26 protein-coding genes, 1 pseudogene and 1 riboswitch are annotated in these 25,935 nt (G+C 68.9%); of the genes and pseudogenes, 9 read left to right on the top strand and 18 right to left on the bottom strand.

The window, feature by feature from the left end; translation table 11 throughout:
• Positions 1 to 52: 52 nt before the first annotated feature.
• From V8246_RS08645 to rsmI, 3 genes are all read right to left on the bottom strand, one after another.
• Positions 53 to 1,834, bottom strand: coding sequence for a DUF885 domain-containing protein (locus V8246_RS08645; RefSeq protein ID WP_336188787.1), 1,782 nt, complete (start codon positions 1,832 to 1,834; stop codon positions 53 to 55).
• 103 nt (positions 1,835 to 1,937) lie between these two features.
• A complete protein-coding gene (locus V8246_RS08640; protein WP_336188786.1) occupies positions 1,938 to 3,731 on the bottom strand; it encodes a DUF885 domain-containing protein in 1,794 nt (597 codons plus the stop codon).
• A 45-nt stretch (positions 3,732 to 3,776) separates the two neighbouring features.
• Positions 3,777 to 4,598 (bottom strand): 16S rRNA (cytidine(1402)-2'-O)-methyltransferase, encoded by an 822-nt coding sequence (gene rsmI / locus V8246_RS08635; RefSeq protein ID WP_336188785.1) that lies wholly within the window; start codon positions 4,596 to 4,598, stop codon positions 3,777 to 3,779.
• Between the two features lie 224 nt (positions 4,599 to 4,822).
• On the opposite strand from rsmI, the pseudogene V8246_RS08630 reads away from it, so the two are divergent.
• The 3 genes and pseudogenes from V8246_RS08630 to V8246_RS08620 form a co-directional block, all read left to right on the top strand.
• Positions 4,823 to 6,079, top strand: a pseudogene (locus V8246_RS08630) (penicillin-binding protein activator); the annotation flags it as partial.
• The gene (locus tag V8246_RS08625) at positions 6,069 to 6,458 is read left to right on the top strand and encodes a YraN family protein (protein ID WP_336188784.1); all 390 of its coding nucleotides are present in this window, start codon (positions 6,069 to 6,071) and stop codon (positions 6,456 to 6,458) included. The pseudogene V8246_RS08630 and the gene V8246_RS08625, both read left to right, overlap by 11 nt.
• A gap of 21 nt (positions 6,459 to 6,479) precedes the next feature.
• On the top strand, positions 6,480 to 7,868 hold the full coding sequence (locus V8246_RS08620) for an FAD-linked oxidase C-terminal domain-containing protein (RefSeq protein ID WP_185894098.1): 1,389 nt from the start codon (positions 6,480 to 6,482) through the stop codon (positions 7,866 to 7,868).
• Between the two features lie 139 nt (positions 7,869 to 8,007).
• Here the strand turns inward: V8246_RS08620 and thiL are convergent, their stop codons facing one another.
• The 12 genes from thiL to V8246_RS08560 all read right to left on the bottom strand — a co-directional run bounded on the left by thiL (position 8,008) and on the right by V8246_RS08560 (position 17,456).
• Positions 8,008 to 8,961 (bottom strand): thiamine-phosphate kinase, encoded by a 954-nt coding sequence (gene thiL, locus V8246_RS08615; protein ID WP_185894099.1) that lies wholly within the window; start codon positions 8,959 to 8,961, stop codon positions 8,008 to 8,010.
• A gap of 4 nt (positions 8,962 to 8,965) precedes the next feature.
• Positions 8,966 to 9,154: a hypothetical protein gene (locus V8246_RS08610; RefSeq protein ID WP_245125271.1), complete on the bottom strand. Its 189-nt coding sequence runs from the start codon at positions 9,152 to 9,154 to the stop codon at positions 8,966 to 8,968.
• Between the two features lie 64 nt (positions 9,155 to 9,218).
• On the bottom strand, positions 9,219 to 9,686 hold the full coding sequence (nusB, locus tag V8246_RS08605) for a transcription antitermination factor NusB (protein ID WP_185894101.1): 468 nt from the start codon (positions 9,684 to 9,686) through the stop codon (positions 9,219 to 9,221).
• A gap of 38 nt (positions 9,687 to 9,724) precedes the next feature.
• Complete coding sequence (gene ribH, locus V8246_RS08600; RefSeq protein WP_336188783.1) at positions 9,725 to 10,192, bottom strand: 6,7-dimethyl-8-ribityllumazine synthase; 468 nt, start codon at positions 10,190 to 10,192, stop codon at positions 9,725 to 9,727.
• 62 nt (positions 10,193 to 10,254) lie between these two features.
• Complete coding sequence (gene ribB / locus V8246_RS08595) at positions 10,255 to 11,349, bottom strand: 3,4-dihydroxy-2-butanone-4-phosphate synthase (RefSeq protein WP_336188782.1); 1,095 nt, start codon at positions 11,347 to 11,349, stop codon at positions 10,255 to 10,257.
• A 186-nt stretch (positions 11,350 to 11,535) separates the two neighbouring features.
• On the bottom strand, positions 11,536 to 12,129 hold the full coding sequence (locus V8246_RS08590; RefSeq protein WP_336188781.1) for a riboflavin synthase: 594 nt from the start codon (positions 12,127 to 12,129) through the stop codon (positions 11,536 to 11,538).
• Positions 12,130 to 12,268: 139 nt separating this feature from the next.
• A riboswitch (FMN riboswitch) is annotated at positions 12,269 to 12,467 on the bottom strand.
• 83 nt (positions 12,468 to 12,550) lie between these two features.
• A complete protein-coding gene (locus V8246_RS08585) occupies positions 12,551 to 13,315 on the bottom strand; it encodes a class I SAM-dependent methyltransferase (protein ID WP_185894105.1) in 765 nt (254 codons plus the stop codon).
• A 9-nt stretch (positions 13,316 to 13,324) separates the two neighbouring features.
• Entirely contained in the window at positions 13,325 to 14,422 is a 1,098-nt protein-coding gene (gene ribD / locus V8246_RS08580; protein WP_336188780.1) for a bifunctional diaminohydroxyphosphoribosylaminopyrimidine deaminase/5-amino-6-(5-phosphoribosylamino)uracil reductase RibD, read from the bottom strand.
• Entirely contained in the window at positions 14,419 to 14,931 is a 513-nt protein-coding gene (locus tag V8246_RS08575; RefSeq protein ID WP_336188779.1) for a GNAT family N-acetyltransferase, read from the bottom strand. Before V8246_RS08575 ends, ribD begins: the two co-directional genes overlap by 4 nt.
• 3 nt (positions 14,932 to 14,934) lie before the next feature.
• Positions 14,935 to 15,471 carry a transcriptional regulator NrdR gene (gene nrdR / locus V8246_RS08570; RefSeq protein ID WP_245091929.1) on the bottom strand — a complete coding sequence of 179 codons (537 nt, stop codon included), beginning with the start codon at positions 15,469 to 15,471 and terminating at the stop codon, positions 14,935 to 14,937.
• Between the two features lie 113 nt (positions 15,472 to 15,584).
• On the bottom strand, positions 15,585 to 16,838 hold the full coding sequence (gene glyA, locus V8246_RS08565; RefSeq protein ID WP_336188778.1) for a serine hydroxymethyltransferase: 1,254 nt from the start codon (positions 16,836 to 16,838) through the stop codon (positions 15,585 to 15,587).
• Positions 16,839 to 16,958: 120 nt separating this feature from the next.
• Positions 16,959 to 17,456 carry an RcnB family protein gene (locus tag V8246_RS08560; RefSeq protein ID WP_336188777.1) on the bottom strand — a complete coding sequence of 166 codons (498 nt, stop codon included), beginning with the start codon at positions 17,454 to 17,456 and terminating at the stop codon, positions 16,959 to 16,961.
• Positions 17,457 to 17,671: 215 nt separating this feature from the next.
• Here V8246_RS08560 and ettA point away from each other — a divergent pair, with 215 nt between their 5' ends.
• Positions 17,672 to 19,339, top strand: coding sequence for an energy-dependent translational throttle protein EttA (gene ettA, locus V8246_RS08555; protein WP_185894110.1), 1,668 nt, complete (start codon positions 17,672 to 17,674; stop codon positions 19,337 to 19,339).
• A 70-nt stretch (positions 19,340 to 19,409) separates the two neighbouring features.
• Here the strand turns inward: ettA and V8246_RS08550 are convergent, their stop codons facing one another.
• Complete coding sequence (locus V8246_RS08550; RefSeq protein WP_336188776.1) at positions 19,410 to 20,195, bottom strand: DUF3667 domain-containing protein; 786 nt, start codon at positions 20,193 to 20,195, stop codon at positions 19,410 to 19,412.
• 218 nt (positions 20,196 to 20,413) lie between these two features.
• On the opposite strand from V8246_RS08550, the gene V8246_RS08545 reads away from it, so the two are divergent.
• Complete coding sequence (locus V8246_RS08545; protein WP_336188775.1) at positions 20,414 to 21,493, top strand: cache domain-containing protein; 1,080 nt, start codon at positions 20,414 to 20,416, stop codon at positions 21,491 to 21,493.
• 16 nt (positions 21,494 to 21,509) lie between these two features.
• On the opposite strand, the gene V8246_RS08540 is transcribed toward V8246_RS08545, so the two are convergent.
• Positions 21,510 to 21,833, bottom strand: a complete 324-nt coding sequence (locus tag V8246_RS08540) for a Rieske 2Fe-2S domain-containing protein (RefSeq protein ID WP_336188774.1) — start codon at positions 21,831 to 21,833, stop codon at positions 21,510 to 21,512.
• A 90-nt stretch (positions 21,834 to 21,923) separates the two neighbouring features.
• On the opposite strand from V8246_RS08540, the gene V8246_RS08535 reads away from it, so the two are divergent.
• The 4 genes from V8246_RS08535 (at position 21,924) to V8246_RS08520 (ending at position 24,928) form a co-directional block, all read left to right on the top strand.
• Positions 21,924 to 22,196, top strand: coding sequence for a hypothetical protein (locus tag V8246_RS08535; protein WP_336188773.1), 273 nt, complete (start codon positions 21,924 to 21,926; stop codon positions 22,194 to 22,196).
• A gap of 65 nt (positions 22,197 to 22,261) precedes the next feature.
• Entirely contained in the window at positions 22,262 to 22,969 is a 708-nt protein-coding gene (locus V8246_RS08530) for a fumarylacetoacetate hydrolase family protein (protein WP_185894115.1), read from the top strand.
• A 77-nt stretch (positions 22,970 to 23,046) separates the two neighbouring features.
• A complete protein-coding gene (gene mscL / locus V8246_RS08525; protein WP_185894116.1) occupies positions 23,047 to 23,451 on the top strand; it encodes a large-conductance mechanosensitive channel protein MscL in 405 nt (134 codons plus the stop codon).
• An 88-nt stretch (positions 23,452 to 23,539) separates the two neighbouring features.
• The gene (locus V8246_RS08520) at positions 23,540 to 24,928 is read left to right on the top strand and encodes a M28 family peptidase (protein ID WP_336188772.1); all 1,389 of its coding nucleotides are present in this window, start codon (positions 23,540 to 23,542) and stop codon (positions 24,926 to 24,928) included.
• Positions 24,929 to 25,074: 146 nt separating this feature from the next.
• On the opposite strand, the gene V8246_RS08515 is transcribed toward V8246_RS08520, so the two are convergent.
• On the bottom strand, positions 25,075 to 25,935 hold the full coding sequence (locus V8246_RS08515) for a TrmH family RNA methyltransferase (protein ID WP_336188771.1): 861 nt from the start codon (positions 25,933 to 25,935) through the stop codon (positions 25,075 to 25,077).

Genomic DNA, 25,935 nt, shown 5'->3' with positions numbered 1-25,935 from the left:
ATCATCCCCATCCTTTCCTTCGCTATGGCGTCTTCCTCGACACCTCGATGATTCATGCCAGCGCTGCTGCACCATCGAGGACGTCCATGGGAAGCGGCCCGGACGCCAGGACGAAGTCGTTGTAGGCGCGTGGATCGAACCGCGCTCCCAGGCGCTGACGGACCTTCTCGCGCGTCACCAGTATCTGCTGCTTGCCGACCATGAAGCTGCAGGCCTGCCCCGGGTAGACGCAATAGCGGTCGATCTCGCGCTCGGCGGCGTCGCGATGTTCGCCGGCATTGGCCACCATCCAGTCGATGGCGTGCTGGCGGGTCCAGCGCGCGTGGTGGAGGCCGGTGTCGACGACGACGCGGCAGGCACGGAACAACTGCCCCTGTAGGTAGCCGATGCGCCCGAACGGATCGCTTTCGAAGGCACCCATCTCGTCCGCCAGCTGTTCGGCATACAGGGCCCAGCCCTCGGTCCAGGCCGAGAAGCGCACCGTGCGCCGGAACAGCGACAGTCCACCCGCCTCGCTCAGGACGCTGTCCTGGAAATGGTGACCGGGTATTCCTTCATGGTGCAGCAGCGTCGGGATGCGCCACAGCGCGTTCTCCGCGACCGAGCGCAGGTTGAGGAAGATGGTCGAAGTCTGGGCGGGATCGCTGCTGGCGCTGTAGAAAGCGCCCGGCGCGCCGTCCTGAATCGCGGGCGAGATGCGCTGCACCTCGACCGGCCGATCCGGAATCACCCGGAAACCCCGCGGCAGCAGGCCCTTGATCCGATCCAGGTGTGCGCTGGCGTAGTCGATGATCGCCTGGCGTCCCGCTTCCGTATCCGGCTTGAGGAAGCGCGGGTCGCGATCCAGGACAGCCATGCGCTCACCCACCGATCCGCGTGCCAGGCCCTGTGCACGCAGCAGCTGATCGATCTCGGCGGACAGTTCCTCTACCCAGGTCAGCCCGAGCTGGTGCAGCTCGCCCGGTGCATGGCGGGCCGTGGTGTTGGAATGCAGGGCCGAGGCGTAATAGGCCTCGCCGTCCGGCTTGGCCCAGACACCCGCCCGATCGTCGGCGCGATGCTGCAAGGCCACGAGCGCCTCGCTCTGGCGTTGCAGGGCAGGCACGATACGCTCGACGAAGATCGCGGAGGCGCGGCGGTCCAGATCGGCAATCCCGGCATCGCGCGCACGCGCCAGGGCCGATGCCGTCAGTGCATTGCCGGTCGGCGCGGCATCGCGCAGGGTCGCGATCTGCCTCAAGGTCTTGGCCAGGATGAAATCCGGGGGGATGACGCCCAGGCCCGCATCGTGGCGGATCTGTTCGGTCTCCTGGTCCAGGGCCACGGCGAACTGGCCCAACTTGTCCACGTAGCGGTCTGCATCCGCCGCGTCCTTCATCGGTGAGCGTCCGCCGATGCCGTCCGGCAGCCAGAAATAGGCGCCGTTCATCTGGCTGACGACATACGGGCTGGGTCGCAGGTTCAGGTCCGAAAATCCGTAGCGTCCGTACTGGTCCGCCATGGCCTCGTAGACGAAGCGGGCCGTGTCGTAGTCCAGCGTCGCGGTAGCCGAAAGCGCGGCACGCTCGATACCGCGCAGCTCGACCAGGCGCTGTAGCGTGGCCTGCCGGCGGCGCGCGCGTGCGGCCAGCGAATAGTCGGCCAGGCGGTCCAGCCCACCCTCTTCTGCCTTCAGGGCCTCGGCATGGCGTTGCAGCAAGCCCGCCAGACGGATGTCCTCGGCGGGCGCATTCCCCGTCGTGTCAGAGACAGGATTCGAACCGGCCATGCGCGCGGCCAGGGGCCACGTCACGCCGAGCGCCACGGCGCCGACCAGCAGTTCACGACGACGCATCAAGTGCACCTCCAAAACAAGGCGTCCGGAACCCTCCATACCGAAAGGCCGGAACGCAGAATGAGATCACGCAGTATCTCCGAAGAAGAAGCGCGCCCAGGGCCTACTGCGCTGCCTCGCCCGACATCAGCCAGCGGTCGATCTTGGCTTCCAGCACGTCCAGCGGCAGGGCGCCGGTGTCCAGCACCTGGTCGTGGAAACGCCGGATGTCGAAATCCGCGCCCAGGCGCTCGGTCGCACGCCGCCGCAGTTCCTGGAACTTCAGCTCACCCACCTTGTAGGCGCAGGCCTGGCCCGGGTTGGTGATGTAGCGGTCGATCTCGACCGCTACGTCGCGCGGGGCCATGGACGTGTTCGCCAGCATGTAGTCGATCGCGCGTTGACGATCCCATTGCAAGGCATGGAGACCGGTGTCGACCACCAGGCGTACGGCGCGCAGCATTTCCATGTCCAGGTGGCCGAACCATTGGTAGGGGTCGGAGAACATGCCCAGTTCCTGGCCCAGGGATTCGGCATACAGGCCCCAGCCCTCGGTGTAGGCGGTGGCCGGCACCTGGCCGAAGCGCAGCAGGTCCGGCAGGCTCTCGTCCTCCTGGACCAGCGAGATCTGGTAGTGGTGGCCGGGCACGCCCTCGTGCAGTTGCAGGGTCTCCAGGGTGGGGATGGGGCGCGTGTTCAACATGGCCATGTTGAAGAACAGGACGCCGGGCTCCGACGCGTCCGGCGGACCGGCGCGGTAGTAGCCCGTGCCCCGCTGGTCCCCCAGCGCCGGCAGCGGACGCAGCTCGAATGCGGCACGCGGACGACGCGAGAACAGTTCGGGCATCCGCTCCCAGACCTTTTTCTCGATGCGTTCGAAGTGACCGATGAGGTCTTCGGGTTTGGAATAGTAGAACTCGGGCCCGGTGCGGACGTGTTCGAAGAAGGCCGGCAGGTCGCCGTCGAAGCCGGTCGCCTGGCGCGCCTGCTCCATCGCGGCGCGGATCCTGGCCACTTCGGACAGGCCGATCTGGTGGATCTGCTGCGCGCTCATCGTGGTGGTGGTGTGCTGGACCAGCAGGGACGCATAGACGCGCTCGCCGTCCTTCATCGCCCACAGGCCTGCGCCCTCGGTGGCGACCGGCAGGTAGCGGTCGCGCAGGAACATGCGCCACCGTTCATAGGCCGGAATGGCGCGGCCCTCGATGGCCCGGCGGTACGCGACCTCCAGGCGGGCGCGGTCCACCGATCGCATGGCCTCGGGGAAACGCATGACCGGGGAGTACAAGGGATTCTCTTCGACCGGCAGCGTGAGGAAGGCTTCGACCTGCGCCAGGACGTTGTTCACCACCACCTTGGGCTGGTGGTAGCCCTGGGCCATGCCCTGCTCCAGGCGATCCACCGTACTGTCCATGTAGCCGGCGAAACCCTCCAGCTGCGCCAACCCCCGTTCGTAGTCTTCGACCGTCTTGAAGCGGACGCCCGACAGGTAGTCGGGGAATTCGACGTGCAGGCCGAAGGAGGCGTTCAGCGGCACCAGGTTGCGGATCGCGTGGATGCCGCTGTCGATGTCGCCCAGCGCCTGCTCGGCCTGGTAGCGGAACGCGTCGTAGGCAATCTGGTCTTTCTCGCCCAGGGAGGCACGGTCGATGCCGGCCAGCCCCGACAGTTCGGCGCGCTTGTTGGTCGCCAGCTGCCGGGCGAAGGCCTCGCTCTGCGGATCGACGAAGACGGCCCCGGTCGGGGGCAGGCCGCGCTCGGCAAGACGCAGCGGATGGAGCGCGTCGTCCGCCTTCTGGCTCTCCGCCACCAGCAGGCCAAAACGCTGACGGGCGTCCAGCGGGGTCCACGCCATCGCGGCGGGCGATGCGGCCAGTACGACCAGTATCGCGCCCGCCACCATGAGCAGTTCACGCATTCTCATCCTCATCCCCTTTCACTCGAGGTCAGCCAGAACTGCCCACTATCGCGCGCCATACAACTCCTTTCTCGGCGCGCCGGTGATCTCGGCAGCCAACTTGGCCGCCGTCGACGGCGGCAGGTGCTGGTTGAGCAGCGTGTAGACGCGGCGGCCCTCGGACAGGCGCGCCTCCCTGTCGTCGCCGGCGCCCTGCACCATCACGACGAACTCGCCCTTGCGCTGGTTTTCGTCGGCGTCGACTTTGGCTTGCAGGTCGGCCAGCGTGCCGTCGAGGACGGTCTCGAACAGCTTGGTCAGCTCGCGCGCCAGCACCGCCGGACGATCGTCGCCGAATGCGGCGCGCATGTCGGCCAGCGATTCAGCGATGCGGTGCGAGGATTCGTAGAACACCAGCGTGCGCGTCTCGCCCGCCAGCCGCTGCAACTGATCGCGCCGCGCGGACGCCTTCGCTGGCAGGAATCCCTCGAAGGCGAAGCGGTCGCTGGGCAGGCCTGCCACGCTGAGCGCCGCGATGGCCGCACACGCGCCCGGCAACGGGCTGACCCGGACGCCGGCCGCGCGCGCGGCGCGCACCAGGCGGAAGCCGGGGTCGCTGACCAGGGGTGTGCCCGCGTCGCTGACCAGCGCCAGCGATTCACCCGCCAGCAGCCGGTCGACCACGCGCTGCGCCAGCGCATCCTCGTTGTGCTCATGAAGGGCCACCAGCGGGGTGGAGATACCGAAGTGGGCCAGCAGCTGTCCGCTGCGGCGCGTGTCCTCCGCGCAGATGGCCGCCACCGAACGCAGCACCTCCAGCGCGCGCGGGGTCAGGTCGCCCAGGTTGCCGATCGGGGTGGCGACGATGAACAGGGTTCCGGCAGGCATTCCAGTGGGGTCCGGTGGCTGGGGGTAGAATCGTAGCCGGTTCCCCTGCCCGAACACCGACGATGCCCCTGGATCCGCCTGTCGCACGCACGCTTTCCGCACGCCTCCGTCCCGCGCAATGCCTGGTGGCATTGCTGTTGGTCGCCCTGCTGGCGAGCTGCGCCACCACGCCTAGCGCGGGCCCGGCGACGTCGGCGGTACGGTTCGCCCCCGCCTTCGCGGACGCCGCCACGCTGGCCCGTCAGGACGCCGCCCTCAGCGGCCAGGCCCGTACCGACAATGCGCGCGAGATCGATCGCCTGCTGGCCACGCTCGACGATGCCACCCTCGCGCGCGACGCCGCGGCATTGCCGTCGGGCGATCCGCTGTACAACTTCGCCGGCCGTGCGCTGCAGCGCCGCGGGTTGCCGCTGCCACGCCCGTTCGACCGCGGCGCCCAGTGGCGCTTCGATGCCGGCAACCGCCCGCCCGCGGACAGCGACGGCTACCGGCCCCCGATGAAGCTCGCCGTGCTGCTGCCGCTGTCGGGCAATCTGGCCACGGCAGCCGCGCCCGTGCGCGACGGTCTGCTGGCCGGCTACTACGGCGAGCGCCGTCGCCGCCCCGACATCCAGTTCTACGACACCACCGGCACCGCCGCGGGTGCGACCGCGGCCTATGCGCGCGCGACCGCCGAGGGTGCGGACTTCGTGGTCGGGCCGCTGGGTCGCGACGAAGTGAGCGCACTGTTCCAGCAGCCCGGGCTGACCACCCCCATGCTGGTGCTGAACCGTGGCACCGTGGCGCCCCCGGACGGCAAGGCCGGTTTTTCGCTGGCGCCGGAAGACGACGGCATCGCCGCCGCCGAATACGTGCTGGCCCGCGAGCGCAAGACCGCGCTGATCATCGAAGGCAGCGACGATAACGGACGCCGCGCCTCGCAGGCGTTCCGCGAACGCTTCTCCGAACGCGGCGGCCGTGTGACGCGCGTGATCAGCGTGCCCGAGGCACCCGGCGACCTGTCGGCGGTGCTGGCTACCGCCTCGCAGGAAGGCGCCGATGCCGTGTTCCTGGCCGTGCGCGGCAGCACCGCGCGGGCGCTGACGCCGCAGCTGGCGCTGGCCGGCCTGGGCGGCAAGACGCGCGTGGGCACTTCGCAGCTCACCTCCGGCACGGGCAAGCCGGAAGAAGACGTGGCGCTGGATGGCATCGCCTTCCCCACCGAGGCATGGACCTCGCGCGGCGTGCCGGCGCTGCCCGCCGCCAGCGTGACCGGCGAGCGCGTGCCGACCGCCCGCGGACCGGCGGCGCGCCTGTTCGCCTTCGGCTACGACGCCTGGCTGTTGACCGCCTACCTGGAAAAGCTGGCGACCGGCGCGAACGCCGAGATCCGCGGCGCCACCGGCCGCCTGCAGCTGGACGGGTTCGGCAACGTGGTGCGCACGCCGTCCTGGTCGACGTTCACCGGCGGACGCGCCGCACCGATCGCGGATGGCGGTTGACCGACGCGCCCGTGGGCGGGCTGTCGAAGTCGCTGCACGCGATCTGCTGCAGCGCGCAGGATTGACCGAGCTCGCCACCAACGCGAACTACCGCGGTGGTGAGCTTGACCTGGTGATGCAGGACGCCACCCGGTCCGGCACACCGACGGTGGTGTTCGTCGAAGTGCGTTACCGCCAGTCGCAGGCCTTCGGCGGCGGCATGGCCTCGGTCGACACCGGCAAGCGCCGCCGCCTGGTGCACGCGGCGCAGCGCTTCCTGCAGGACCACCCCGCGCTCGCCGACGCACCGTGCCGTTTCGACGTGGTCGATGCGCAGGGCGATCCGGCCTCGCCGCGACTGGACTGGATCCGGGACGCCTTCCGCGCGGACGAGGTCTGAGCGCGCGCCTACAATGGCGCCATGGACTCCAGCCTGCCGCGCGCGTTGCACGATGCCATGTCGACCCGGCTCGGAGACGGCTGGCTGACGGGCGAAGGACGGCGCCTCTACGGCGGCGACGATTCGCGCCGCTGGGCCATGCCTTCGGCCGTGGCGTTGCCGCGCACCCCCGACGACGTGGTGGCGCTGGTACGTGCATGTCGCGAACACCGGGTACCGCTGGTCGCGCGCGGCGCGGGCACCGGCACCACCGGCGCCGCCGTGCCCACGCAGGGAGGCGTGGTGGTGTCCTTCGCGCGCATGGACCGCATCCTGGAACTGCGCGCCGCCGATCGTTGCGTGGTGGTGGAACCCGGCGTGCTCAACGGTGGGCTGCAGCAGACGCTGGCGCCCTACAACCTGTTCTGGCCGCCGGATCCCTCCAGCGCGGACCTGTGCAGCGTGGGCGGCAACCTGGCCACCAACGCCGGCGGTCCGCGCGCGGTGAAGTACGGCACCGCGCGCGACAATGTGCTCGGCCTGGTCGCCGTGACGGGCGCGGGTGACCTGATCCGCTGCGGCGGCGCCTACACCAAGGACGCGACCGGCTACGACCTTACCCACCTGATCGTCGGCAGCGAAGGCACGCTCGCGCTGATCGTCGAAGCGACGCTCAAGCTCGCGCCGCGGCCGCACGCGCAAGCCGGCCTGCGCGTGCTCTATCGCGACGCGGCGACCGCAGCCGCTGCCGTGTCCCGCATCATGGCGCGGCCGACTACGCCCACGATGCTGGAGTTCATGGACCGCAGCGCCATCGCGCTGATCCGCCGCAACGGCAGCGACGTACCGGAAGCGGGCGCGATGCTGCTGGTCGAGGCCGATGGCGACGACGACACCCTGCCCTATGCGCTGCAGGCGCTGGCCGACGCGGCGGAGGGCGAGGGCCTGATCGCGCTGGATGTCGCCACCGACGGCAGCGCACGCGACCGCCTGTGGGCCGCGCGCCGTGCCCTGTCGCCGGCACTGCGCACCATCAGGCCGGGCAAGATCAACGAGGATGTGGTGGTGCCGGTGTCGCGCATTCCCGACCTGGTGGCGGCCATGGAGGCATTGTCGCTTGAGGCCGGCCTGCCCGTCGTCGTGTTCGGCCACGCGGGCAACGGCAACCTGCACGTCAACATCATGTACGACGACGCCGATGCCGCCGAGACGGCGCGCGCCCAGGCTGCGCTGCCCCGCGTGTTCGCGCAGGTGCTGGCGCTGGGCGGCACGCTGTCGGGCGAGCACGGCATCGGCCTGAGCAAGCGCAATTTCATGGCCGACGCATTCAGCGCCGCAACGCTCGACGCGATGCATGCCGTGAAGGCGGCGCTCGATCCCGACGGCATCCTCAATCCGGGCAAGGTATTGCCGCCGCGGGAACCCCTGTAGGAGCGACGTCAGTCTCGACCGCGCACCGTGCCCGACCAGGAATCCACCGACGGCATGTTGCCTCTCGCTCACCGACCTGCTGAAGATCGACATGCACTGACGACCTAAGGTCGCGACTCACGTCGCGCCTACAACAGCCTCAATGCTCCGCGAAGTGGTCGTAGCCGCGTCGCCGCGACGACCAGGGCTGGCTTTGGGCATCCACGGGATGTACACCCTCGCCTGCCGTGATCCTGCCGATACGTGTGATGCGGAGGCCGAGTTGGGTCGACACGGCATCGATGCCTGCGCGCGCTTCGAGCGGCGCGGTGAAACAGAGCTCGTAGTCGTCGCCGCCGCTGGCCTGCAGGGCCGTGCGGGTCGCTGCATCGAACGCGGCGCGCAAGGTCTCCGACATCGGCAAGGCATCGACTTCGACCTGCGCGGCCACCCGGCTCCGCGACGCGATGTGGCCGAGATCGGCCAGCAGTCCATCGGAAACATCGACACAGGCGGTCGCGATGCCGGCCAGGGCACGACCGGCGGCCACACGCGGCGTCGGCCGATCAAGCCGTGCGCGCAAGGCGGGGACAGGCTCGCGATCCAGCAACGCCAGACCGCCGGCCGCATCGCCCAGCGTGCCGGTCACCCAAACCTCGTCGCCCACCCGCGCGCCATCACGACGCAGCGCCTGACCCGGCTCCACCAACCCCATCGCGGTCACCGAGATCGACAGCGGGCCGCGCGTGGTGTCGCCGCCGACCAGCGCGATGCCGTGCTGCCCGGCCAGAGCGAGGAAGCCATCGAGGAAGCCCTCGATCCATGCCGGATCGGACTGCGGCAACGACAGCGACAGCGTGCACCACGCCGGCTCCGCCCCCATCGAGGCGAGGTCGGAGAGATTCACCGCCAGCGCCTTCCAGCCGATATCCGCCGGCGATGTGCCGCGCGGGAAGTGGACGCCGTCGTTCAGCGTATCGGCGGTGACGACGAGCTGCCGCCCGGGTGGCGGCGCCAGCAACGCGGCGTCGTCGCCGATGCCCAGCACCACGTCCGCGCGCGTCGCCACGCGTGCGCGGATGCGGGCGATCAGGTCGAATTCGCCGGCGCCCATCGCGTCAGGTCCGGGCGCGCGCCAGGTCGACGGCCGCCTGGATCGCCGCGCGTGCCTGCGGGCTGTTCTTCCAGCAGGTGGAGGCGGTCAGGCCGGCGGCACTGGCCACGATCTCGGACGGTTCGGCGGCGGCCAGTTGCCGCAGCGAGGCGATGCCCATCTGCTCCAGCCGCTGCACCACCGTGGGACCCACCCCCCTCACCGCGAGCAAGGCCTCACGCTCTTCCGGAGGAAACCGTGCGCCGCCGCCCGACACGTCAGCGCCGCGCCTGCGCCTCGGCGGGCCGCCATTCGACGGCGGCGTGGTCGAGCACGCCATTGATGTAGGTGTGCCCGTGTTCGGAACCGAAACGCTTGGCGGTTTCGATGGCTTCGTTCAGCACCACGCGGTACGGCACGTCGACGCGATGGATCAGCTCATAGGCGGCGATGCGCAACACGGCGCGCTCGATGGGGTCCACTTCTTCCACCGTGCGGTCGAGGAAGGGCAGCAACGCCTCGTCCAGCGAGGCGCGGTGCCTCACCACGCCCCGTACCAGGTCTTCGAAATACTCCAGGTCGGCGATCTCGTGCGCCTGCTCGTGCGCGAACTGGGCGATGACCTGGCCGACTTCGCCGCCCGACATCTGCCACGCGTACACGGCCTGCAAAGCGCGGCGGCGCGCGCGGGCGCGCGTGACCGGATCGATGCCGTCCTTGCGGGGGGAATGGGGATGTCGGCTCACGGCGGCTCCTGTGCTGCGTGTTCGTTGCGTACGGATGATCAGGCCAGCTGCGCCAGCAGGTGCGCCATCTCGATGGCGGCCAGCGCGGCTTCCTCGCCCTTGTTGCCATGGCTGCCGCCGGCACGGGCTTCGGCATCCTCGATGCGCTCCACCGCCAGCACGCCGTTGAGCACGGGCACGCCGGTATCCAGTTGCACGCGCATCAGGCCCTCGGCGCAGCGGTCGGCAACGTGCTCGTAGTGGCGGGTATCGCCGCGGATCACGCAGCCCAGGGCGATGATGGCCGCATGGTCGCCCGCCGCGGCCAGGCGTGCCGCCACCAGGGGGATCTCCCACGCGCCCGGCACGCGCACCACGTCGATCGCGTCCTCGCCCACGCCATTGCCGGCCAGGCTCTGGCGCGCACCGGCCACCAGCACATCGGTGATGCGCGGGTTCCAGCGGCTGGCGATGATCGCGAAGCGGGCGCCGTCGGGCGCGCGCAGATCGCCTTCGTAGTGGGACATGGCGGGTTCCTTGGGGGTGGGAAAGTCTAACAGCCGGGGCGGCCCGGGCGCCGCCCGGGGGATCAGGGCTGCACGTACTCGACCACGTCCAGGCCGAAACCGGCCAGCCCCACCTGGCGCCGCGGCGTGCCCAGCACGCGCAGCCGGCCCAGGCCCAGATCGGCCAGGATCTGCGCGCCGGCGCCGTTGCGGCGCCACTGGCCCACATCCTTGGCGTTGGCGCGCACTTCCGGCTGCTTGCGCAGTCGCGCCAGCAGGGCGTCGGCGTTGCGCGGTTCGGACAGGACCACCATGACGCCCTGCCCTTCGGTCGCGATGGCGCGCAGGGCATCGGTGGCGTGAACGCCGAAATCGTCGCGCCGCCAGTGCAGCAGGTCGCTCAGCGGGTTCTCCACCTGCACGCGCACCAGCGTGGGCGTGGTCCTGTCGGGCGTGCCGCGCACCAGGGCGAAATGCAGCTCGTGGGCGATGCGGTCGCGGTAGGTCACCAACCGGAACGGACCGAACTCGGTGTCGATCTCGCGCTCGTCGATGCGCTCCACGGTGTGCTCGGTGGCCAACCGGTAGGCGATCAGGTCGGCGATGGAGCCCATCTTCAGCCCATGCTCGCGTGCGAACACCTCCAACTGCGGGCGGCGCGCCATGGTGCCGTCCGGGTTCAGTACCTCGACCAGCACGCCGGCCGGCTCCAGTCCGGCCAGCATCGGCAGGTCACTGGCAGCCTCGGTATGGCCGGCACGCGTCAGCACGCCACCCGGCTGGGCGATCAGCGGGAAGATGTGGCCCGGCTGGCTGAGATCGGTGGGCTTAGCGTCGGGACGCACGGCGGTGCGGACGGTATGCGCGCGGTCGTAGGCGGAGATGCCGGTGGTCACGCCCTCGGCCGCCTCGATGCTGACGGTGAAGTTGGTGTGGAACTGCGCGGTGTTGTGCTGGACCATCGGCGCCAGACCGAGCTGGGCGCAACGCGCGCGCGTCAGCGACAGGCAGACCAGGCCACGCGCATGGGTCACCATGAAGTTGATGTCGGACGGCTTGACCAGCTCGGCCGCCATGATCAGATCGCCTTCGTTCTCGCGGTCCTCATCGTCGACGATGACCACCATGCGTCCGTTGCGGATCTCTTCAAGGAGTTCGGGAATCGGGGAAAAAGCCATCTTTCAGCGCTCGGATAATGGAAGAGAAGTCGTCATCCCGGCGAACGCCGGGATCCATCTTGATCTTGATGCTTGGTCTGTCTTGCCAGCGAAACAGCAACGTCAAAGTGGATCCCAGCGTTCGCTGGGATGACGGTGACGGATGACGGTGCGCGTGACGGTGTCCATAGACGGGTCGGACGCCACTCAGCGCGCGCCGAGCAGGCGTTCCACATAGCGCGCGACCAGGTCGATTTCCAGGTTCACCGCATCGCCGACGGCCGTCTGCGAGAACGCGGTATGCGACACCGTGTGCGGGATCAGCGCGACCTCGAAGCCTTCGCCGTCCACCTCGTTGACCGTCAGGCTCACGCCGTCGACGCAGATCGAGCCCTTCTTCGCGATGTACTTCAACAGCGGCGCCGGCGCGGCGAAACGCCAGCGCTGCGCGCGCGCATCCTCGTGCACCGACAGCACGCGGCCGACGCCGTCCACGTGGCCGCTGACCAGATGGCCACCGAGACGATCGGTCGGGCGCATGGCGCGCTCCAGGTTCACCAGCGCGCCGTCGCGCAGACGCCCGAGCGTGGTCAGCGAAAGCGTTTCGGTGGAGGCGTCGGCCTGGAAGCTGGACGCGTCGAACGCGATCACGGTCAGGCATACCCCATTCACTGCGATGCTCTCGCCGAGTTGGACGGCGTCGAACGGCAGCGTGCCCACGGCGACGGTCAGGCGGATGTCGCCGCCCACGGGTTGCAGCGCGGCGATGCGGCCCACGCCCTCGATGATGCCGGTGAACATCAGCAGGCCTCCGGCAGGAAGACAGGGAAAGCGCTGGGAATCGTGGAAGGCATGGCACGTCTCTCGCGGAAGCAAAGCGGAGACGCCCCCGGGGCGCGAAGGCAGGCGCACGACGCCGCGCTTGCGCGCGGTTCGGCGATGCCGTCTTCTTTCATCCGGACTATGACCGTCGGCTCCGGCATCTGACCGGATCTGCTGACCCTTCGGCGACATTGGAAAGTCCGCACGGGCAGGTGCGGGCTTTTGCGAGGGACTCGCATGCCGCCCCAGGCGCTCGCGGGCTCGTCGCTGGGCGACCTACCGCCGGTGGGGAATTGCACCCCGCCCTGAAGACGTCGTTGGTGGTGTGCCGGCGGACCGGCCCGCGCATTCTACACCGCGCCCCTTCCCCCGGCCGGCGAACGGAGTGTTCCGCGCGGACTCAGCCCTCAGGCTTGCGGCGCAGGTGCAGGATCAGGGGCCAGCGCATGGTGCGCACCCGCTGCGGATCGCCCCAGACCTCGGCCAGCGCCGGGGTGTGCGCGTAGACCGGGTCTTCCCCCGTCGCCGCCCGGTAGCTGCCGGTGGCGGACAGGCTGCCGAAATAACCCAGCAGCGTGGGCAGGTTCCAGTCGGCGGTCAGCCACAGGCGCGGCGTGGGCAGGGCCTCGAACGGCCAGACATAGTCGCCGTACCCCATGTCCACGTCGGCGCGCTCCGGCGGCCAGTAGGGGTCGATGTCGTCGCGGACCTTCTCGGCCACCTCAGCCAGGTCGTCCTCGAAGATGATGTCCTGGTAGGTCCAGGCGGCCAGCACGCCCCCGGGACGCAGCACACGTTCGCAGGTGGCGAAGAAGCGATAGCGATCGAACCAGTGCAGCGCCTGCGCCACGGCGACCAGGTCGACGCTGGCGTCGTCCAGGGCGGTGGTTTCGGCGGGTTCGACCGCCAGGCTGACCCTGGTATCGGACAGGCCCTGCGCCCAGTGGCGCTCGATCTGCGCCGCGCTGGGGTCGGTGGCGTGCACGTGGGCGAAGCGCGCGGCCAGTCCGCGCGTGGCCTGGCCGCTGCCCGCCCCCGGTTCCCACACCCTGCCGTCGGCAGGCACGACGGCGGTGATCGCGTCGTACAGCGCATCGGGGTAGGTCGGACGCGAGGCGAGATAGACGTCGGCGACGCCGGAGAAATGATCCTTGAAAGCCACCATGGCGGGCGGTCAGCGGGCAGGTTGCAGCAGGAGGCGGTGATCTTCGCCAATCATGCGGCTGTCCACAATCTCCAGCTTCAGCCGGTCCGCCATGGTCTGGATGCCCAGTCCGCCGAACAGTGGCCGGGCCTGGTCGCCCAGCAGCACCGGCGCGACGTACAGCAGCACCTCGTCCGCCAGGCCGGCCGCGATGAACGCGCCCGCCAGCGTGGCACCGGCCTCGGCGTGCACTTCGTTGATGCCGCGCCCGGCCAGCAACTCCAGCACCGCCTTCAGATCGAAGTTGCTGCCTGTGGCGGGCGCCACCACCCGCTGCACGTCGGCATCGCGCGGCGGCTTGGCATCGGCGGTGTGTACGTACAGGGTAGGCGCTTCGCCCTGGCGCACGTTGCCGCGCGCCACGGTGGCAAGCCCGGGATCGAGCACCACCCGCAGCGGCGGTTCGAAGGCGGTGTCGTCGCCGAAGCGCACCGTCAGCGACGGGTCGTCCGCCAGCACGGTACCCGCACCGGTCAGGATGGCCCCGGCACGCGCGCGCCAGCGCATCACGTCGCGGCGGGACGCCTCGCCGCTGATCCACTTGGAATCCCCGTTGGCCATTGCGGTGCGGCCATCCAGGCTGGTGGCCAGCTTCACCCGCATCCATGGCCTGCCGCGCTCCACGCGCGACAGGAAACCCCGGTTCAGGCGCCGCGCCTGCGCTTCCATCAACCCGGACTGCACGATGATCCCCGCGGCGCGCAGCCGGTCGAAGCCGGCGCCGTCGACCTGCGCGAACGGGTCGCGCATCGCCGCCACCACGCGCGCGACGCCCGCCGCCACCAGCGCTTCGGCGCAGGGCCCGGTGCGGCCGGTGTGGGCACAGGGCTCCAGGGTGACATAGGCGGTGGCGCCCTTCGCACGCTCACCTGCGGCCTGCAGTGCGAATACCTCGGCATGCGGCTCGCCCGCCTTCTGGTGCCAGCCTTCGCCGACGGTTTCCTCACCCTGGGTGATCACGCAGCCCACCATGGGATTCGGCCGCGTGGTGTAGGTACCTCGCTCGGCCAGGCGCAGCGCACGCGCCATGCAGTGGTGGTCGAAGGCGGAGAAACGGGTCTCGGTCATGCGTCGTCCACGCGATGCGGCGGAGGCTCAGTATGCGCCACGCGCTCGGCGGGCACGATCGACATGATCACCACCGGCGTGCCGTGCAGCGATGTGCGCTCCTCGACCTGCCAGCCGAGCGACGCGTAGAAGTCCTCGTGCCACAGGGTGAACAGCCGCAGCAGGGCCACGCCCTCCCGCGCGGCATGCGCGACGGCGGCATCCACCAGGAAGCGTCCACCGCCACGACCGCGCGCAGCCGGCAACACGAACAGGCTGCCCAGCCAGGGGCTGCCGCGGTCCTGCAGGGCGGGCGCGTCCTCGATCAGCAGACTGACCGATCCCAGTAAGTCCTCGCCATCCATCAGCAGCAGCGTCGTGGGCAACGACGTGCGCGTGGCGTGGTCGTCCAGCTCGGACGCCGCCGCATCCAGCGTCCAGTCGTCGTACAGGGCACCCCACTCGGCATGGTGCCAGGCCGCCAGTGCGGGGATGTGCTGCGGATGCCGGCCGATCCGGTCGATGCGCACGACTCAGCGCTTCTTGTTCTTGTCCGCGTGCTTGTCGAACGGCACCACGTCGCCGCCGAGCAGGGACAGCTGGCCCGCGCCGGGCGGCAGGTCGCGTTCGAGCTTCTCGATCTCCTCGCGGAAATCGGCCACGTCCTCGAAACTGCGGTAGACCGAGGCGAAGCGCACGTAGCCCACGTGGTCCAGCTTGCGCAATTCGTTCATAACGAATTCGCCGATCCTGCGCGAAGCGATCTCGCGCTCGCCACTCATGCGGATGGCATGGATCACTGCGCGCACGGCCGCCTCGATCTGCTCTTCCGACACCGGTCGTTTCTGCAGCGCGCGGTCGAAGCCGGCGCGCAGCTTGCGCGCATCGAACGTATCGCGCCTGCCGTCGCTCTTGATGACCGCCGGCAGCTTGATCTCGATGTTCTCCAGCGTAGAGAACCGCTCACCGCAGGCCTCGCACTCCCGCCGGCGGCGGATCGTCGCGCCGTCTTCGGAGACGCGCGAGTCGATCACGCGGGTATCGGTGTGCTGGCAGAAGGGGCAGTACATGGGATCAGGAACGAGTGGAGAGGAGTGAGGAACGAGCGAGAGCGACACCGCGTCGAGAAGTGGGAAGCACCGCTTTCACTCGTTCCTCACTCCTCATCGCTCGTTCCTCGCTTTCAGCCGTAAACCGGATACTTCCGGCACTGCGCAGTGACGTTCTCGCGCACCTTCGCCAGCACGGCCTCGTCGCTTGGCGCATCCAGCACGTCGCAGATCCAGTTGGCCAGGTCGATGCAGTCCTGCTCGCCGTAGCCGCGCGTGGTGACGGCGGGCGTGCCGATGCGCAGGCCCGAGGTCACGAAGGGCTTGCGCGGGTCGTTGGGCACGGAGTTCTTGTTGACGGTGATGTGCGCCTTGCCCAGCGCTTCTTCCGCGTCCTTGCCGCTGACGTCCTTGCCGATCATGTCGACCAGCATCAGGTGGTTCTCGGTACCGCCGGAGACGATCTTGTAGCCGCGGGCGATGATCGTCTTCGCCATCGCCTGGGCGTTCTTCACCACCTGTGCCTGGTAGGCCTTGAACTCCGGCTCCAGCGCTTCCTTGAACGCCACGGCCTTGGCCGCGATCACGTGCATCAGCGGACCGCCCTGGATGCCTGGGAAGACGATGCTCTGCAGCTTCTTCTCGATCTCCTCGCCGGCACCCTTCGCCAGGATGATGCCGCCGCGCGGGCCGCGCAGCGTCTTGTGGGTGGTCGAGGTGACCACGTGGGCGTGCGGCAGCGGATTCGGGTAGACGCCGGCGGCCACCAGGCCTGCCACGTGCGCCATGTCGACGAACAGGTAGGCGCCCACCTTGTCGGCGATGGCGCGGAAGCGCGCCCAGTCCACCACCTGCGAATAGGCGGAGAAGCCGGCCACGACCATCTTCGGCTTGTGCTCCAGGGCCAGCCGTTCGACTTCGTCGTAATCGATCAGGCCCTGGTCGTTCACGCCGTACTGAACGGCGTTGAAGAGCTTGCCCGAGGCATTGACCTTGGCGCCGTGGGTCAGATGGCCGCCGTGGGCCAGGCTCATGCCCAGGATGGTGTCGCCGGGGTTCAGCAGGGCGAAGTACACGGCCTGGTTGGCCTGCGAACCGGAATGCGGCTGCACGTTGGCGTAGTCGGCGCCGAAGAGCTGCTTCACGCGGTCGATCGCCAGCTGCTCAGCGATGTCCACGTACTCGCAGCCGCCGTAGTAGCGCTTGTGCGGGTAGCCTTCGGCGTACTTGTTGGTCAGCACGCTGCCCTGGGCCTCCAGCACGCGGGGGCTGGCGTAGTTCTCGCTGGCGATCAGCTCGACGTGATCCTCCTGCCGGCGCGCCTCGTGGGCGATGGCCTGGGCCAGTTCGGGATCGTAGGTTTCGATGCGGGCGTCGCGCGGGAACATCGGGTCTCCGGGGGCAAGAGCGGGCGGGATGGCCGATTGTAGCTCGCCCGGCCTCCGCCGACCCGGCCCAGGAAAGCGAAAAGCGCGCCGGAGCGCGCTTTTCTGGGGCCTCAAACCTGCTCAGTGGTGCAGTAGCAGGTCGGCGATGATGCCGGTGGCGATGGCGACCATCAGCAGGTTGCCGCGGTCGTCGCGGACCCAGTGGTAGCCACGGGGCGGACGGCGCACGTGGTAGTGGCCATAGTCGTTCACCACGTAGACCGGGCCGCGGTAGTAGTCGCGGTAGCGCTGGCCGACGGCCCAGCGGTGGTAATGGGGGGCCGGGCGGTAGACCACACGCGGCGGGGCGTAATACCGGCGGTCGTCGTAGCGACGGTCGTAGCGGCGGTCATCCCGGCGCCCGTCGCGATAACCATGGCGATAGGCCTGGCGCTGGTCGCGGCGGTCATGGCGGTCGTCCCGGCGGTCATCGCGCCAGTCGCGGCGGTCGTCACGACGGTCGTAGTGGTGCGAGCGGCCCCGGTCGTGGCCGCGGTCGTCGCGCGCCAGCACGGGAGTGGTGACGGCGAAGGCCAGGATGGCGCAGGCCATGCCCTGGAAAAGACGCTTGGTGTTCATGGAAGTCCCTCTGTGTGGCACGTGAGCCCATCATGCCGATCGCGTCTGAACCGATTCCGGCTGGAAAACGGTTACGGCCACGTCAAGGGCAGGTTAGCGGAACGTGTTCAGCCGCCGGTCGGCACGGCCGGAGCGGCTATAATTCCCACCTTCCCTTCTGCCTCCCCGCCCGCCGCCGAACCGGCCGGGCACGGGGCCTGCGTACCGGAGCCTGCATGTCCTCGCAATACATCTACACCATGAACCGGGTCAGCAAGGTGGTCCCGCCCAAGCGGCAGATCATCAAGGACATCTCGCTGTCGTTCTTCCCGGGCGCCAAGATCGGCCTGCTGGGCCTGAACGGCGCCGGCAAGTCCACCGTGCTGAAGATCATGGCCGGCGTGGACAAGGACTTCGAAGGCGAGGCCCGCCCGCAGCCGGGCATCAAGGTCGGTTACCTGGCGCAGGAGCCGGAACTGAACCCGGAGCACACCGTCCGCCAGGCCGTCGAGGAAGGCGTGGGCGAAGTGCTGCAGGCGCAGGCTGCGCTGGAGGCGGTCTACGCCGCCTACGCCGAGGAAGGCGCCGACTTCGATGCCCTGGCCAAGGAGCAGGAACGCCTGGAAGCCATCCTGGCCGCCGGCGACGCACACACGCTGGAGAACCAGCTGGACGTGGCCGCCGACGCGCTGCGCCTGCCGCCGTGGGATGCCGTCATCGGCAAGCTGTCCGGTGGCGAGAAGCGCCGCGTGGCGCTGTGCCGGCTGTTGCTGCAGAAGCCGGACATGCTGCTGCTCGACGAACCGACCAACCATCTGGACGCCGAGTCGGTGGAGTGGCTGGAGCAGTTCCTGGCCCGCTACACCGGCACCGTGGTGGCGGTCACCCACGACCGCTACTTCCTCGACAACGCCGCCGAATGGATCCTTGAACTGGACCGTGGCCGCGGGATCCCGTGGAAGGGCAACTACACCGAGTGGCTGGTGCAGAAGGACGAGCGCCTGAAGCAGGAAGAGAACCAGGAGAAGGCGCGTCAGAAGGCCATCCAGAAGGAACTGGAGTGGTCGCGCCAGAACGCCAAGGGCGGCCGCTCGAAGGGCAAGGCCCGCCTGGCCCGCCTGGAAGAACTGCAGTCGGTCGACTACCAGAAGCGCAACGAGACCAACGAGATCTTCATTCCGCCGGGCGAGCGCCTGGGCAACTCGGTGATCGAGTTCAAGAACGTCTCCAAGACATTCGGCGACCGCCTGCTTATCGACAATCTGAGCTTCCTGGTGCCGGCCGGCGCCATCGTCGGCATCATCGGTCCTAACGGCGCGGGCAAGTCCACGCTGTTCAAGATGATCACCGGGCAAGAAAAGCCGGACTCGGGCGAGATCGTGATCGGCCCCAGCGTGAAGCTGGCCTACGTGGACCAGAGCCGCGACAAGCTGGAAGGCAACCAGACCGTGTTCCAGGAAGTCTCCGGCGGCCTGGACATCCTCAACATCAACGGCGTGGAGATCCAGTCGCGCGCCTACATCGGCCGCTTCAACTTCAAGGGCCAGGACCAGCAGAAGCTGGTGGGTTCGCTGTCCGGCGGCGAGCGCGGGCGCCTGCACATGGCCAAGACGCTGCTGCAGGGCGGCAACGTGCTGCTGCTCGACGAACCCTCCAACGACCTGGACATCGAAACCCTGCGTGCGCTGGAAGACGCGTTGCTGGAATTCCCCGGCAACACCTTCGTCATCTCGCACGACCGCTGGTTCCTGGACCGCATCGCCACGCATATCCTCGCCTTCGAGGGCGACTCGCACGTGGAGTTCTTCCAGGGCAACTACCGCGAGTACGAGGAAGACAAGAAGCGTCGCCTGGGCGAAGAGGGCGCGCGCCCGCATCGGCTGCGGTTCAAGGCGCTGAAGTAAAAGCGCAGCGCTCGGCACCAAACAGAAAGCCCGCCAATCGGCGGGCTTTTTCTTTCCGTTGGTAGCAACTTCAGGCGAACATCGCCAACGCTACCACCGCAATCAGCACCTGTGTCAGCACGCTGCTGACAACGAAGAAGATCCCGAAGCCAAGAATCGCGCGCAACAAAGTCTTCCACCAAGCGCGTTCGTGAAAAAGCTGCACCAGCGAGAAGATCGCGAACAGCACGGAAACCAGCGTCACCCACATCTGCGGTTGGGGCAGCCAACGACTCAGCAGCACCATCACCACCCAGAACACGAACGTCTGCACGGTCAGAAAAGCCGCGACGACAAGCCACTCCGGATAATTGAATCCGGCGAAGCGGTGGAAGGCGACTCGGAACGCGGCGGCCTCGAGAGGGAGCAGCAGGAGCGTGAACAATGCAAAATGCTGGTTGGTCCAAGTGGCGACCTGCTCAGCCGCCTTCATGGCAACCGCGATGCCCTCGCTGACCTCACCCCTGCCTGCCGGGATCGAGGCGGCAAACCCGTCCATCACGCCCTCACCTAGCACGTACTTGCTGAGGAACACGACGGCGGCCGCCATGACCATGATCAGCAGCAGCGGCTTGGCCTGATTCGCACGCCGCCCTTCGAGGTAGGCCCGCATCAGATGCCCCGGCCGCAGCATCAGCTCTTTCAGCGAATACAGGATGCCGCGATCCATGTGGAGCACGCTGTGCTCCAGCTCGTGGCTGAGGAAATGCCAGTCGATGCGGTGCACCGGCGTGGGTTGGCCGCAGGCGGGACAGAACTTCTGCTCGGGATTGGCGACGGCCAGGCCGCAGTTGATGCACATGCTCGCGTCGCCCATTCCGGTCCCCTGTCGGTGGTCGGCGGATTCTAGGGAATCCGGTGCGGGCGCGTCCAACCTCGCCCTCGACAGCCGCCCCATTGCGGGGAAAGCCCGCACTGCAAAGGTGCCGATTAAAGCGCGTTCGCACCGCGCCGATAGCGCCTCAACAACGGGACCGACATGACGCTACCGCGGACCGACAGCGTGCGTGCCTGCCCCTCCCCACAAGGACCCCCATGAACGCTTGTGCTGCCGCCCCCCTGCCCGATGCCGGCATCGACGATCACATCCAGTCCGTATCGGGGCTGTCGGACTCGCTGCTCAAGCAACTGCGGCAATCGCTGCAGAAGATCGACGAGATCAACCGCATCACCCGCATCATCTCGATGAACGCCCGCATCGAAGCCGTCCGCATCGGCGCTGCAGGCCGCAGCTTCGGCGTGATCGCCGAAGAGATGGACACGCTCTCGCGCCGGGTCAGCGACACCGCGCAGGAGATCGACCACATGGCGGATCGCACCAGCACCGACCTGCGGGAACGGCTGGATCGCCTGCAGACCGACGTGCGCCGTACCCGCCTGACCGATCTCGCGCTGGCCAACATCGACCTGATCGACCGCAATCTCTACGAACGCAGCTGCGACGTGCGCTGGTGGGCCACCGACGACGCCGTGGTCGCCGCCACCCAGGACCCGAACCCCGCGGCGCTCGCCCACGCCAGCCAGCGCCTCGGGCAGATCCTGGACTCATACACCGTCTACTTCGACCTGGTGCTGGCCGACCTGGACGGCACCGTGATCGCCAACGGGCGCCCGCGGCAATACCACTCGGTCGGCCAGTCGGTGGCACAGCAGGCCTGGTTCCAGTCCGCCATGGCCACTGCCAGCGGCGAGGAATTCGGCTTCCAGTCGATGCATGCCAGTCCTATGGCGGGCGGCGAGCGCGTGCTGGTGTACGCCTGCACGGTGCGCCAGGACGGGCGCGTGAACGGCCGTCCGCTGGGCGTGCTGGGCATCATGTTCCGCTGGGACGCGCTGGCGCAGACCATCGTCGAACGCACGCCGCTGTCCGAGGCGGAATGGCGCCGCAGCCGCGTCTGCATCGTCGACGGACAGGGTCTGCTGCTGGCCGACACCCAGGCAGGGGGTGCTGCGAGACTGGATTTCCCCGGACGCGACGCCCTGTTCGCGCAGCCACGCGGGGCGGCGGAACGGATCGTGGACGGCCAGCTGCAGTGCCTCGCGCACGCCGCGTCGCCGGGCTACGAAACCTACCGGACCGGCTGGCATTGCGTGATCGTGCAGGGCGTCGGCTGAGACCGGCGCCCGACGCTCAGGCCAGCCACACCTCGCCGTCGCGCACCTGCACCTGCACGGCGCGCAGGGCGTCGCCGCGACAGGGGCCGGCGATGCAATCGCCGCGGTTCAGTTCGAACGACGCGCCATGCGCGGCGCACACCAAGTACCCGTCCTTGCTCTTCAGGAACTGGCCCGGTGCCCAGTCCAGCCGGCGCCCCGCATGCGGGCAGACGTTCAGCCAGGCGCGCACTTCGTCACCCAGGCGATAGAGAACCAAAGATTCAGCATCGCCATCGATCATGGCCTCTACTTCGGCGAACCCGCCGTCGGCGATGTCATTCAGTGCACTGAGTCGCATGGCGCTTAACGAAGTCCTCACACGGTCACAGAACCGTCATCCGATACTGGGCGCATCGGCTCCGGCCGCATTCTGTCACGACGCACCGCCATGTACGCACGCCACTTCCAGTTCAACGCCTTCCGCAACGCCTTTGCGCCCCGCAAGCCGCGGCATCCGCTGCTGCGCCTGGGCGTCGGCCTGCTGGGACTGGCCGTGCTGGCCGTACTGGTGTTCGTCAGCGTGTTCGTCGGCGCGGCCATGATCGCCGGCGGCCTGCTGTACAGGCTGCTGCGCCAGCGCGGCAAGCCGGTCGCCCGCGACCACGCGATGGAAGGCGAATACCGGGTGGTCCGCAAGCAGGCCCTGCCACTGCCGCGCTGAGCGCACTGCGCGGGGACGCGGTTCCCGCCTACACTCTGCGGCTTTCCGAGCATTGGATCGCCGCCATGGCCGACATCATTCCCACCCCGCCGGTCCCCCGCGTCCCTGTTCGCGGTGGCGGCACGTTTCCCGTGCGCCGCATCTTCTGCGTGGGCCGCAACTTCGCCGACCACGCGCGCGAGATGGGGGCGGCCGCACCGGCGTCGAAAGCCGAACGCGGCACGCCCGTGTTCTTCCACAAGCCGGCCGATGCCATCGTCACCGACGGCGCGGACGTCCCCTATCCACCCGGCACGAACGACCTGCACCATGAGGTCGAACTGGTCGTGGCGCTGGGCGCGGATGCGCCGGCCGGCGAGCTGTCGCGCGACGCTGCGCAGGCGCTGGCCATTGCGTATGGCGTGGGCCTGGACCTGACCCGTCGCGACCTGCAGGGCGCCGCCAAGGCGAAGGGCCTGCCGTGGGACACCGGCAAGGGATTCGACCATTCGGCCCCGATCAGTGAGCTGGTCCTCGCGGCGGATGTCGGGGGGCTGGAGGACCGCACGCTCACCCTGCGCGTGAACGGCGCTATCCGCCAGCACGGCGCGCTGCACGACCTGATCTGGGACGTGCCGGACATCCTGCACGCACTCTCCAAGCTCTATGCGCTGAAGGCCGGCGATCTGGTCTTCATGGGCACGCCGGCCGGCGTCGCCGCGCTGGTGCCGGGCGACACCTTCGTCGCGTCGCTGGATGGCGTGGTGGAACTGGGCGGCCGCATCACGGGCTGACCGCAGCTTGCTTCGTCGACGCGCGCGGTTATAGTCCACGCCAGTGGCGAATCGGCGCCGTTCATGGAGATCCCGCAATGGGCATGGTCAGCGAGTTCAAGGAATTCATCGCACGCGGCAACGTGGTCGATCTGGCCGTCGGCGTGGTGATCGGCGCTGCGTTCGGCAAGATCGTCACCGCCTTCGTGGACAAGATCATCATGCCGCCGATCGGACTGCTGGTGGGCGGCGTGGATTTCTCCAAGTGGGCATGGACGTTGAAGGAAGCCACCGTGGACGCCGCCGGCAAGGAGGTGCCGGCCGTCGCGATCGGCATCGGCGAGTTCCTCAACACGGTCATCCAGTTCGTCATCGTGGCCTTCGCGATCTTCCTGCTGGTCAGGGCGGTGAACCGCCTGCACCGCAAGCCCGACGCCGCACCGGCCGCGCCGCCCGAGGACGTGCTGCTGCTGCGCGAGATCCGCGATGCGCTGAAGAAGTAACGCGGCGTTCCGCAACGGCGACGTCGCCGACGGAAACACCGGGCCACGGGCTGCTAAGCTCGTGGTCTTCGTTTTTCCGGGGTTCTCCATGCGTCTTGCTCCGCTGCTGCTCGCTCTTGCCGTCACCGCGCCCGCCCTCGCCGCTTCCCGCGAAACCCGTATTCCCGACGCCGCCCTCGCCACCGCCGCGCAGCTGCGCGAACAGGCGCTCGCCGATCGGACCGGCTGGAACGTCGTCGAGTCGCTGACCACCGAGATCGGGCCGCGCCTGGCCGGCAGCGACGCGGATGCGAAGGCCGTCGCGTGGGCACAGGCGAAGTTCAAGGCCCTCGGCTTCGACAAGGTATGGATCGAGCCGGTGACGTTCCCCAAGTGGGTGCGTCGCAGCGAGCGTGCCGCTGTGCTGGGCGAACATGCACAACCGCTGACCGTCACCGCCCTGGGAGGCAGTCCGGCGGGCACGGTGGAAGCCGAGATCGTCCGCTTTGCCGACCTGGCCGCGCTGGAAGCGGCGCCCGCGGGATCGCTGGCCGGGAAGATCGCCTTCATCGACTACCAGATGACCTCCGCGCGCGACGGCAGCGATTACCGCAATGGCGGCGCGATCCGCTCGAAGGGTCCGTCGGCCGCGATCCGCAAGGGCGCGCTCGCCTTCCTGATGCGTTCGGCCGGCACCGACAACCACCGCGTCGCGCACACCGGCATCACCCGCTTCGACGAAGGCCTGACGCCGGTACCGTCCGCGTCGCTGACCATCCCCGATGCCGACCAGCTGGCACGCCTGCTGCAGCGCGGCCCGGTGCGCGTGTCGCTGGCGCTGGATTGCGGCTGGGACGGCGAATACACCTCGCACAACGTGATCGGCGAGATCACCGGGCGCAGCCTGCCGAAAGAAGTCGTGGTGATCGGCGCGCACCTGGACTCATGGGATCTGGGCACCGGCGCGATCGACGATGGCGCCGGCATCGGCATCACGATGGCCGCCGGCCACCTGATCGGCCAGCTGAAGCGGGCGCCGAAGCGCACCATCCGCGTGATCGCCTTCGCCAACGAGGAGCAGGGCCTGCATGGCGGCAAAGCCTATGCGGCGAAGCACCTGGGCGACATCGCGCGCCACCAGATCGCCGCCGAGAGCGACTTCGGCGCCGGCCGCATCTACGCCTTCAACACCGGCGCCCCCGACCACGCGCGCAAGGCCACCGAACAGATCGCGCAGGCACTGGCGCCGCTGGGGATCGAGTACGCTCCCGGCAAGGGCAGCGCGGGGCCCGACATCAGCCCGTTCGCGGCCAAGGGCCTGGCGTGGGCCTGGCTGGCGCAGGACGGCAGCGACTATTTCGACCTGCACCACAACGCCGACGACACGCTGGACAAGATCGATCCCGCCGCACTGGCGCAGAACGTGGCGGCGTATGCCGTGTTCGCCTACCTGGCGGCGGAAGCCGAGGGCGATTTCGGCAGCCAGTTGAAGGAATAGGTCTCGAGACCTTGCCGAGCCCTTCCCTGTCTTTGTAGGAGCGGGCCATGCCCGCGATGCGTTTCAGGTGACCGACAGAAGAGCATCGCGCCCATGGGGCGCTCCTACAGGGGCCCGCAGGTCCCAGCAGCGGAGCAGGCTCCGCTCTACAGACGCTGCTTCCACTGCGCCAGGAACACCGCGGTCGCCGCGGCGACATTGAGGCTCTCGACCGCACCGCTCCCGGGAATCGACAGGCGCAGGTCGCAGGCCTCGGCCAGGCGCGCATCCATGCCCTCGCCCTCCGCCCCCATCACGTATACCAGCCGCGGCGGCAGCTTCGCCGCGAACAGGTCATCGCCCCCACGCACGACGGTGGCAGCCAGCGAGAACCCTGCATTGCGCAGTTGCGCGGCCGCATTGTCGGCCTGTCCCACGCGCACCAGCGGCACCTGTTCGGCGCCCCCCTCTGCCACGCGTGCGGCCGCACCGGAGATCGCCAGCGTCGACTCGCGCGGCAGCAGGATGCCGGCCACGCCGAAGTGCGCGGCCGAGCGCAGGATCGCGCCGAAGTTGTGCGGATTGCCCACGCCGTCCAACCACAGCGCGGCCACGGGCTTGCCTTCGGGCAGCGCGCGCAGCCAGTCGCCCATCAGCAGCGGCTCGACCTTCAGGACGTCCGCCACCACGCCTTCGTGATGCGTGCTGGCGGCCAGGCGGTCCAGATCGCCCTCCTCCACCACGCGATAGCCGACACGCTGCTTGACGCACCACGCCAGCAATGGCTTCAACGCCGGAATACGCGATTCGGTCAGGTAGACCTTGCGGATGGCCTCCGGGCGGCGCGAGAACACCGCATGCACGGCGTTCAGCCCATACAGTCGCAACTCGCTGCGCGCCGCACTCGCGATGCGGTCGTCCCGTGACGCCTGCTCGCGCGCGGGACGCTCGTCCTGCGCACGCGGCGGCCGCCGCCGATCCTGGGCACCGGGCGGACGCGGCGGACGGTTGTTCCAGGGATTGCCCAC

Source organism: Pseudoxanthomonas sp. F11 (assembly GCF_037046485.1).
GTDB lineage: Bacteria > Pseudomonadota > Gammaproteobacteria > Xanthomonadales > Xanthomonadaceae > Pseudoxanthomonas_A.
The sequence above is the reverse complement of the archived record's forward strand: the minus strand, read 5'-3'. Positions and strand labels throughout refer to the sequence as shown.

Coding starts and splice junctions, on each gene's coding strand:
- mscL (WP_185894116.1), top strand. CDS start 23,047: ATGGGCATGGTCAGCGAGTTCAAGGAATTCATCGCACGCGGCAACGTG.
- V8246_RS08550 (WP_336188776.1), bottom strand. CDS start 20,195: ATGGGCGACGCGAGCATGTGCATCAACTGCGGCCTGGCCGTCGCCAAT.
- V8246_RS08590 (WP_336188781.1), bottom strand. CDS start 12,129: ATGTTCACCGGCATCATCGAGGGCGTGGGCCGCATCGCCGCGCTGCAA.
- V8246_RS08640 (WP_336188786.1), bottom strand. CDS start 3,731: ATGCGTGAACTGCTCATGGTGGCGGGCGCGATACTGGTCGTACTGGCC.
- V8246_RS08520 (WP_336188772.1), top strand. CDS start 23,540: ATGCGTCTTGCTCCGCTGCTGCTCGCTCTTGCCGTCACCGCGCCCGCC.
- V8246_RS08545 (WP_336188775.1), top strand. CDS start 20,414: ATGAACGCTTGTGCTGCCGCCCCCCTGCCCGATGCCGGCATCGACGAT.
- ettA (WP_185894110.1), top strand. CDS start 17,672: ATGTCCTCGCAATACATCTACACCATGAACCGGGTCAGCAAGGTGGTC.
- V8246_RS08540 (WP_336188774.1), bottom strand. CDS start 21,833: ATGCGACTCAGTGCACTGAATGACATCGCCGACGGCGGGTTCGCCGAA.
- V8246_RS08530 (WP_185894115.1), top strand. CDS start 22,262: ATGGCCGACATCATTCCCACCCCGCCGGTCCCCCGCGTCCCTGTTCGC.
- thiL (WP_185894099.1), bottom strand. CDS start 8,961: ATGGGCGCCGGCGAATTCGACCTGATCGCCCGCATCCGCGCACGCGTG.
- V8246_RS08585 (WP_185894105.1), bottom strand. CDS start 13,315: ATGGTGGCTTTCAAGGATCATTTCTCCGGCGTCGCCGACGTCTATCTC.
- ribH (WP_336188783.1), bottom strand. CDS start 10,192: ATGTCCCACTACGAAGGCGATCTGCGCGCGCCCGACGGCGCCCGCTTC.
- V8246_RS08625 (WP_336188784.1), top strand. CDS start 6,069: ATGGCGGTTGACCGACGCGCCCGTGGGCGGGCTGTCGAAGTCGCTGCA.
- rsmI (WP_336188785.1), bottom strand. CDS start 4,598: ATGCCTGCCGGAACCCTGTTCATCGTCGCCACCCCGATCGGCAACCTG.
- ribB (WP_336188782.1), bottom strand. CDS start 11,349: ATGGCTTTTTCCCCGATTCCCGAACTCCTTGAAGAGATCCGCAACGGA.
- V8246_RS08560 (WP_336188777.1), bottom strand. CDS start 17,456: ATGAACACCAAGCGTCTTTTCCAGGGCATGGCCTGCGCCATCCTGGCC.
- V8246_RS08535 (WP_336188773.1), top strand. CDS start 21,924: ATGTACGCACGCCACTTCCAGTTCAACGCCTTCCGCAACGCCTTTGCG.
- glyA (WP_336188778.1), bottom strand. CDS start 16,838: ATGTTCCCGCGCGACGCCCGCATCGAAACCTACGATCCCGAACTGGCC.
- V8246_RS08645 (WP_336188787.1), bottom strand. CDS start 1,834: ATGCGTCGTCGTGAACTGCTGGTCGGCGCCGTGGCGCTCGGCGTGACG.
- V8246_RS08620 (WP_185894098.1), top strand. CDS start 6,480: ATGGACTCCAGCCTGCCGCGCGCGTTGCACGATGCCATGTCGACCCGG.
- ribD (WP_336188780.1), bottom strand. CDS start 14,422: ATGACCGAGACCCGTTTCTCCGCCTTCGACCACCACTGCATGGCGCGT.
- nrdR (WP_245091929.1), bottom strand. CDS start 15,471: ATGTACTGCCCCTTCTGCCAGCACACCGATACCCGCGTGATCGACTCG.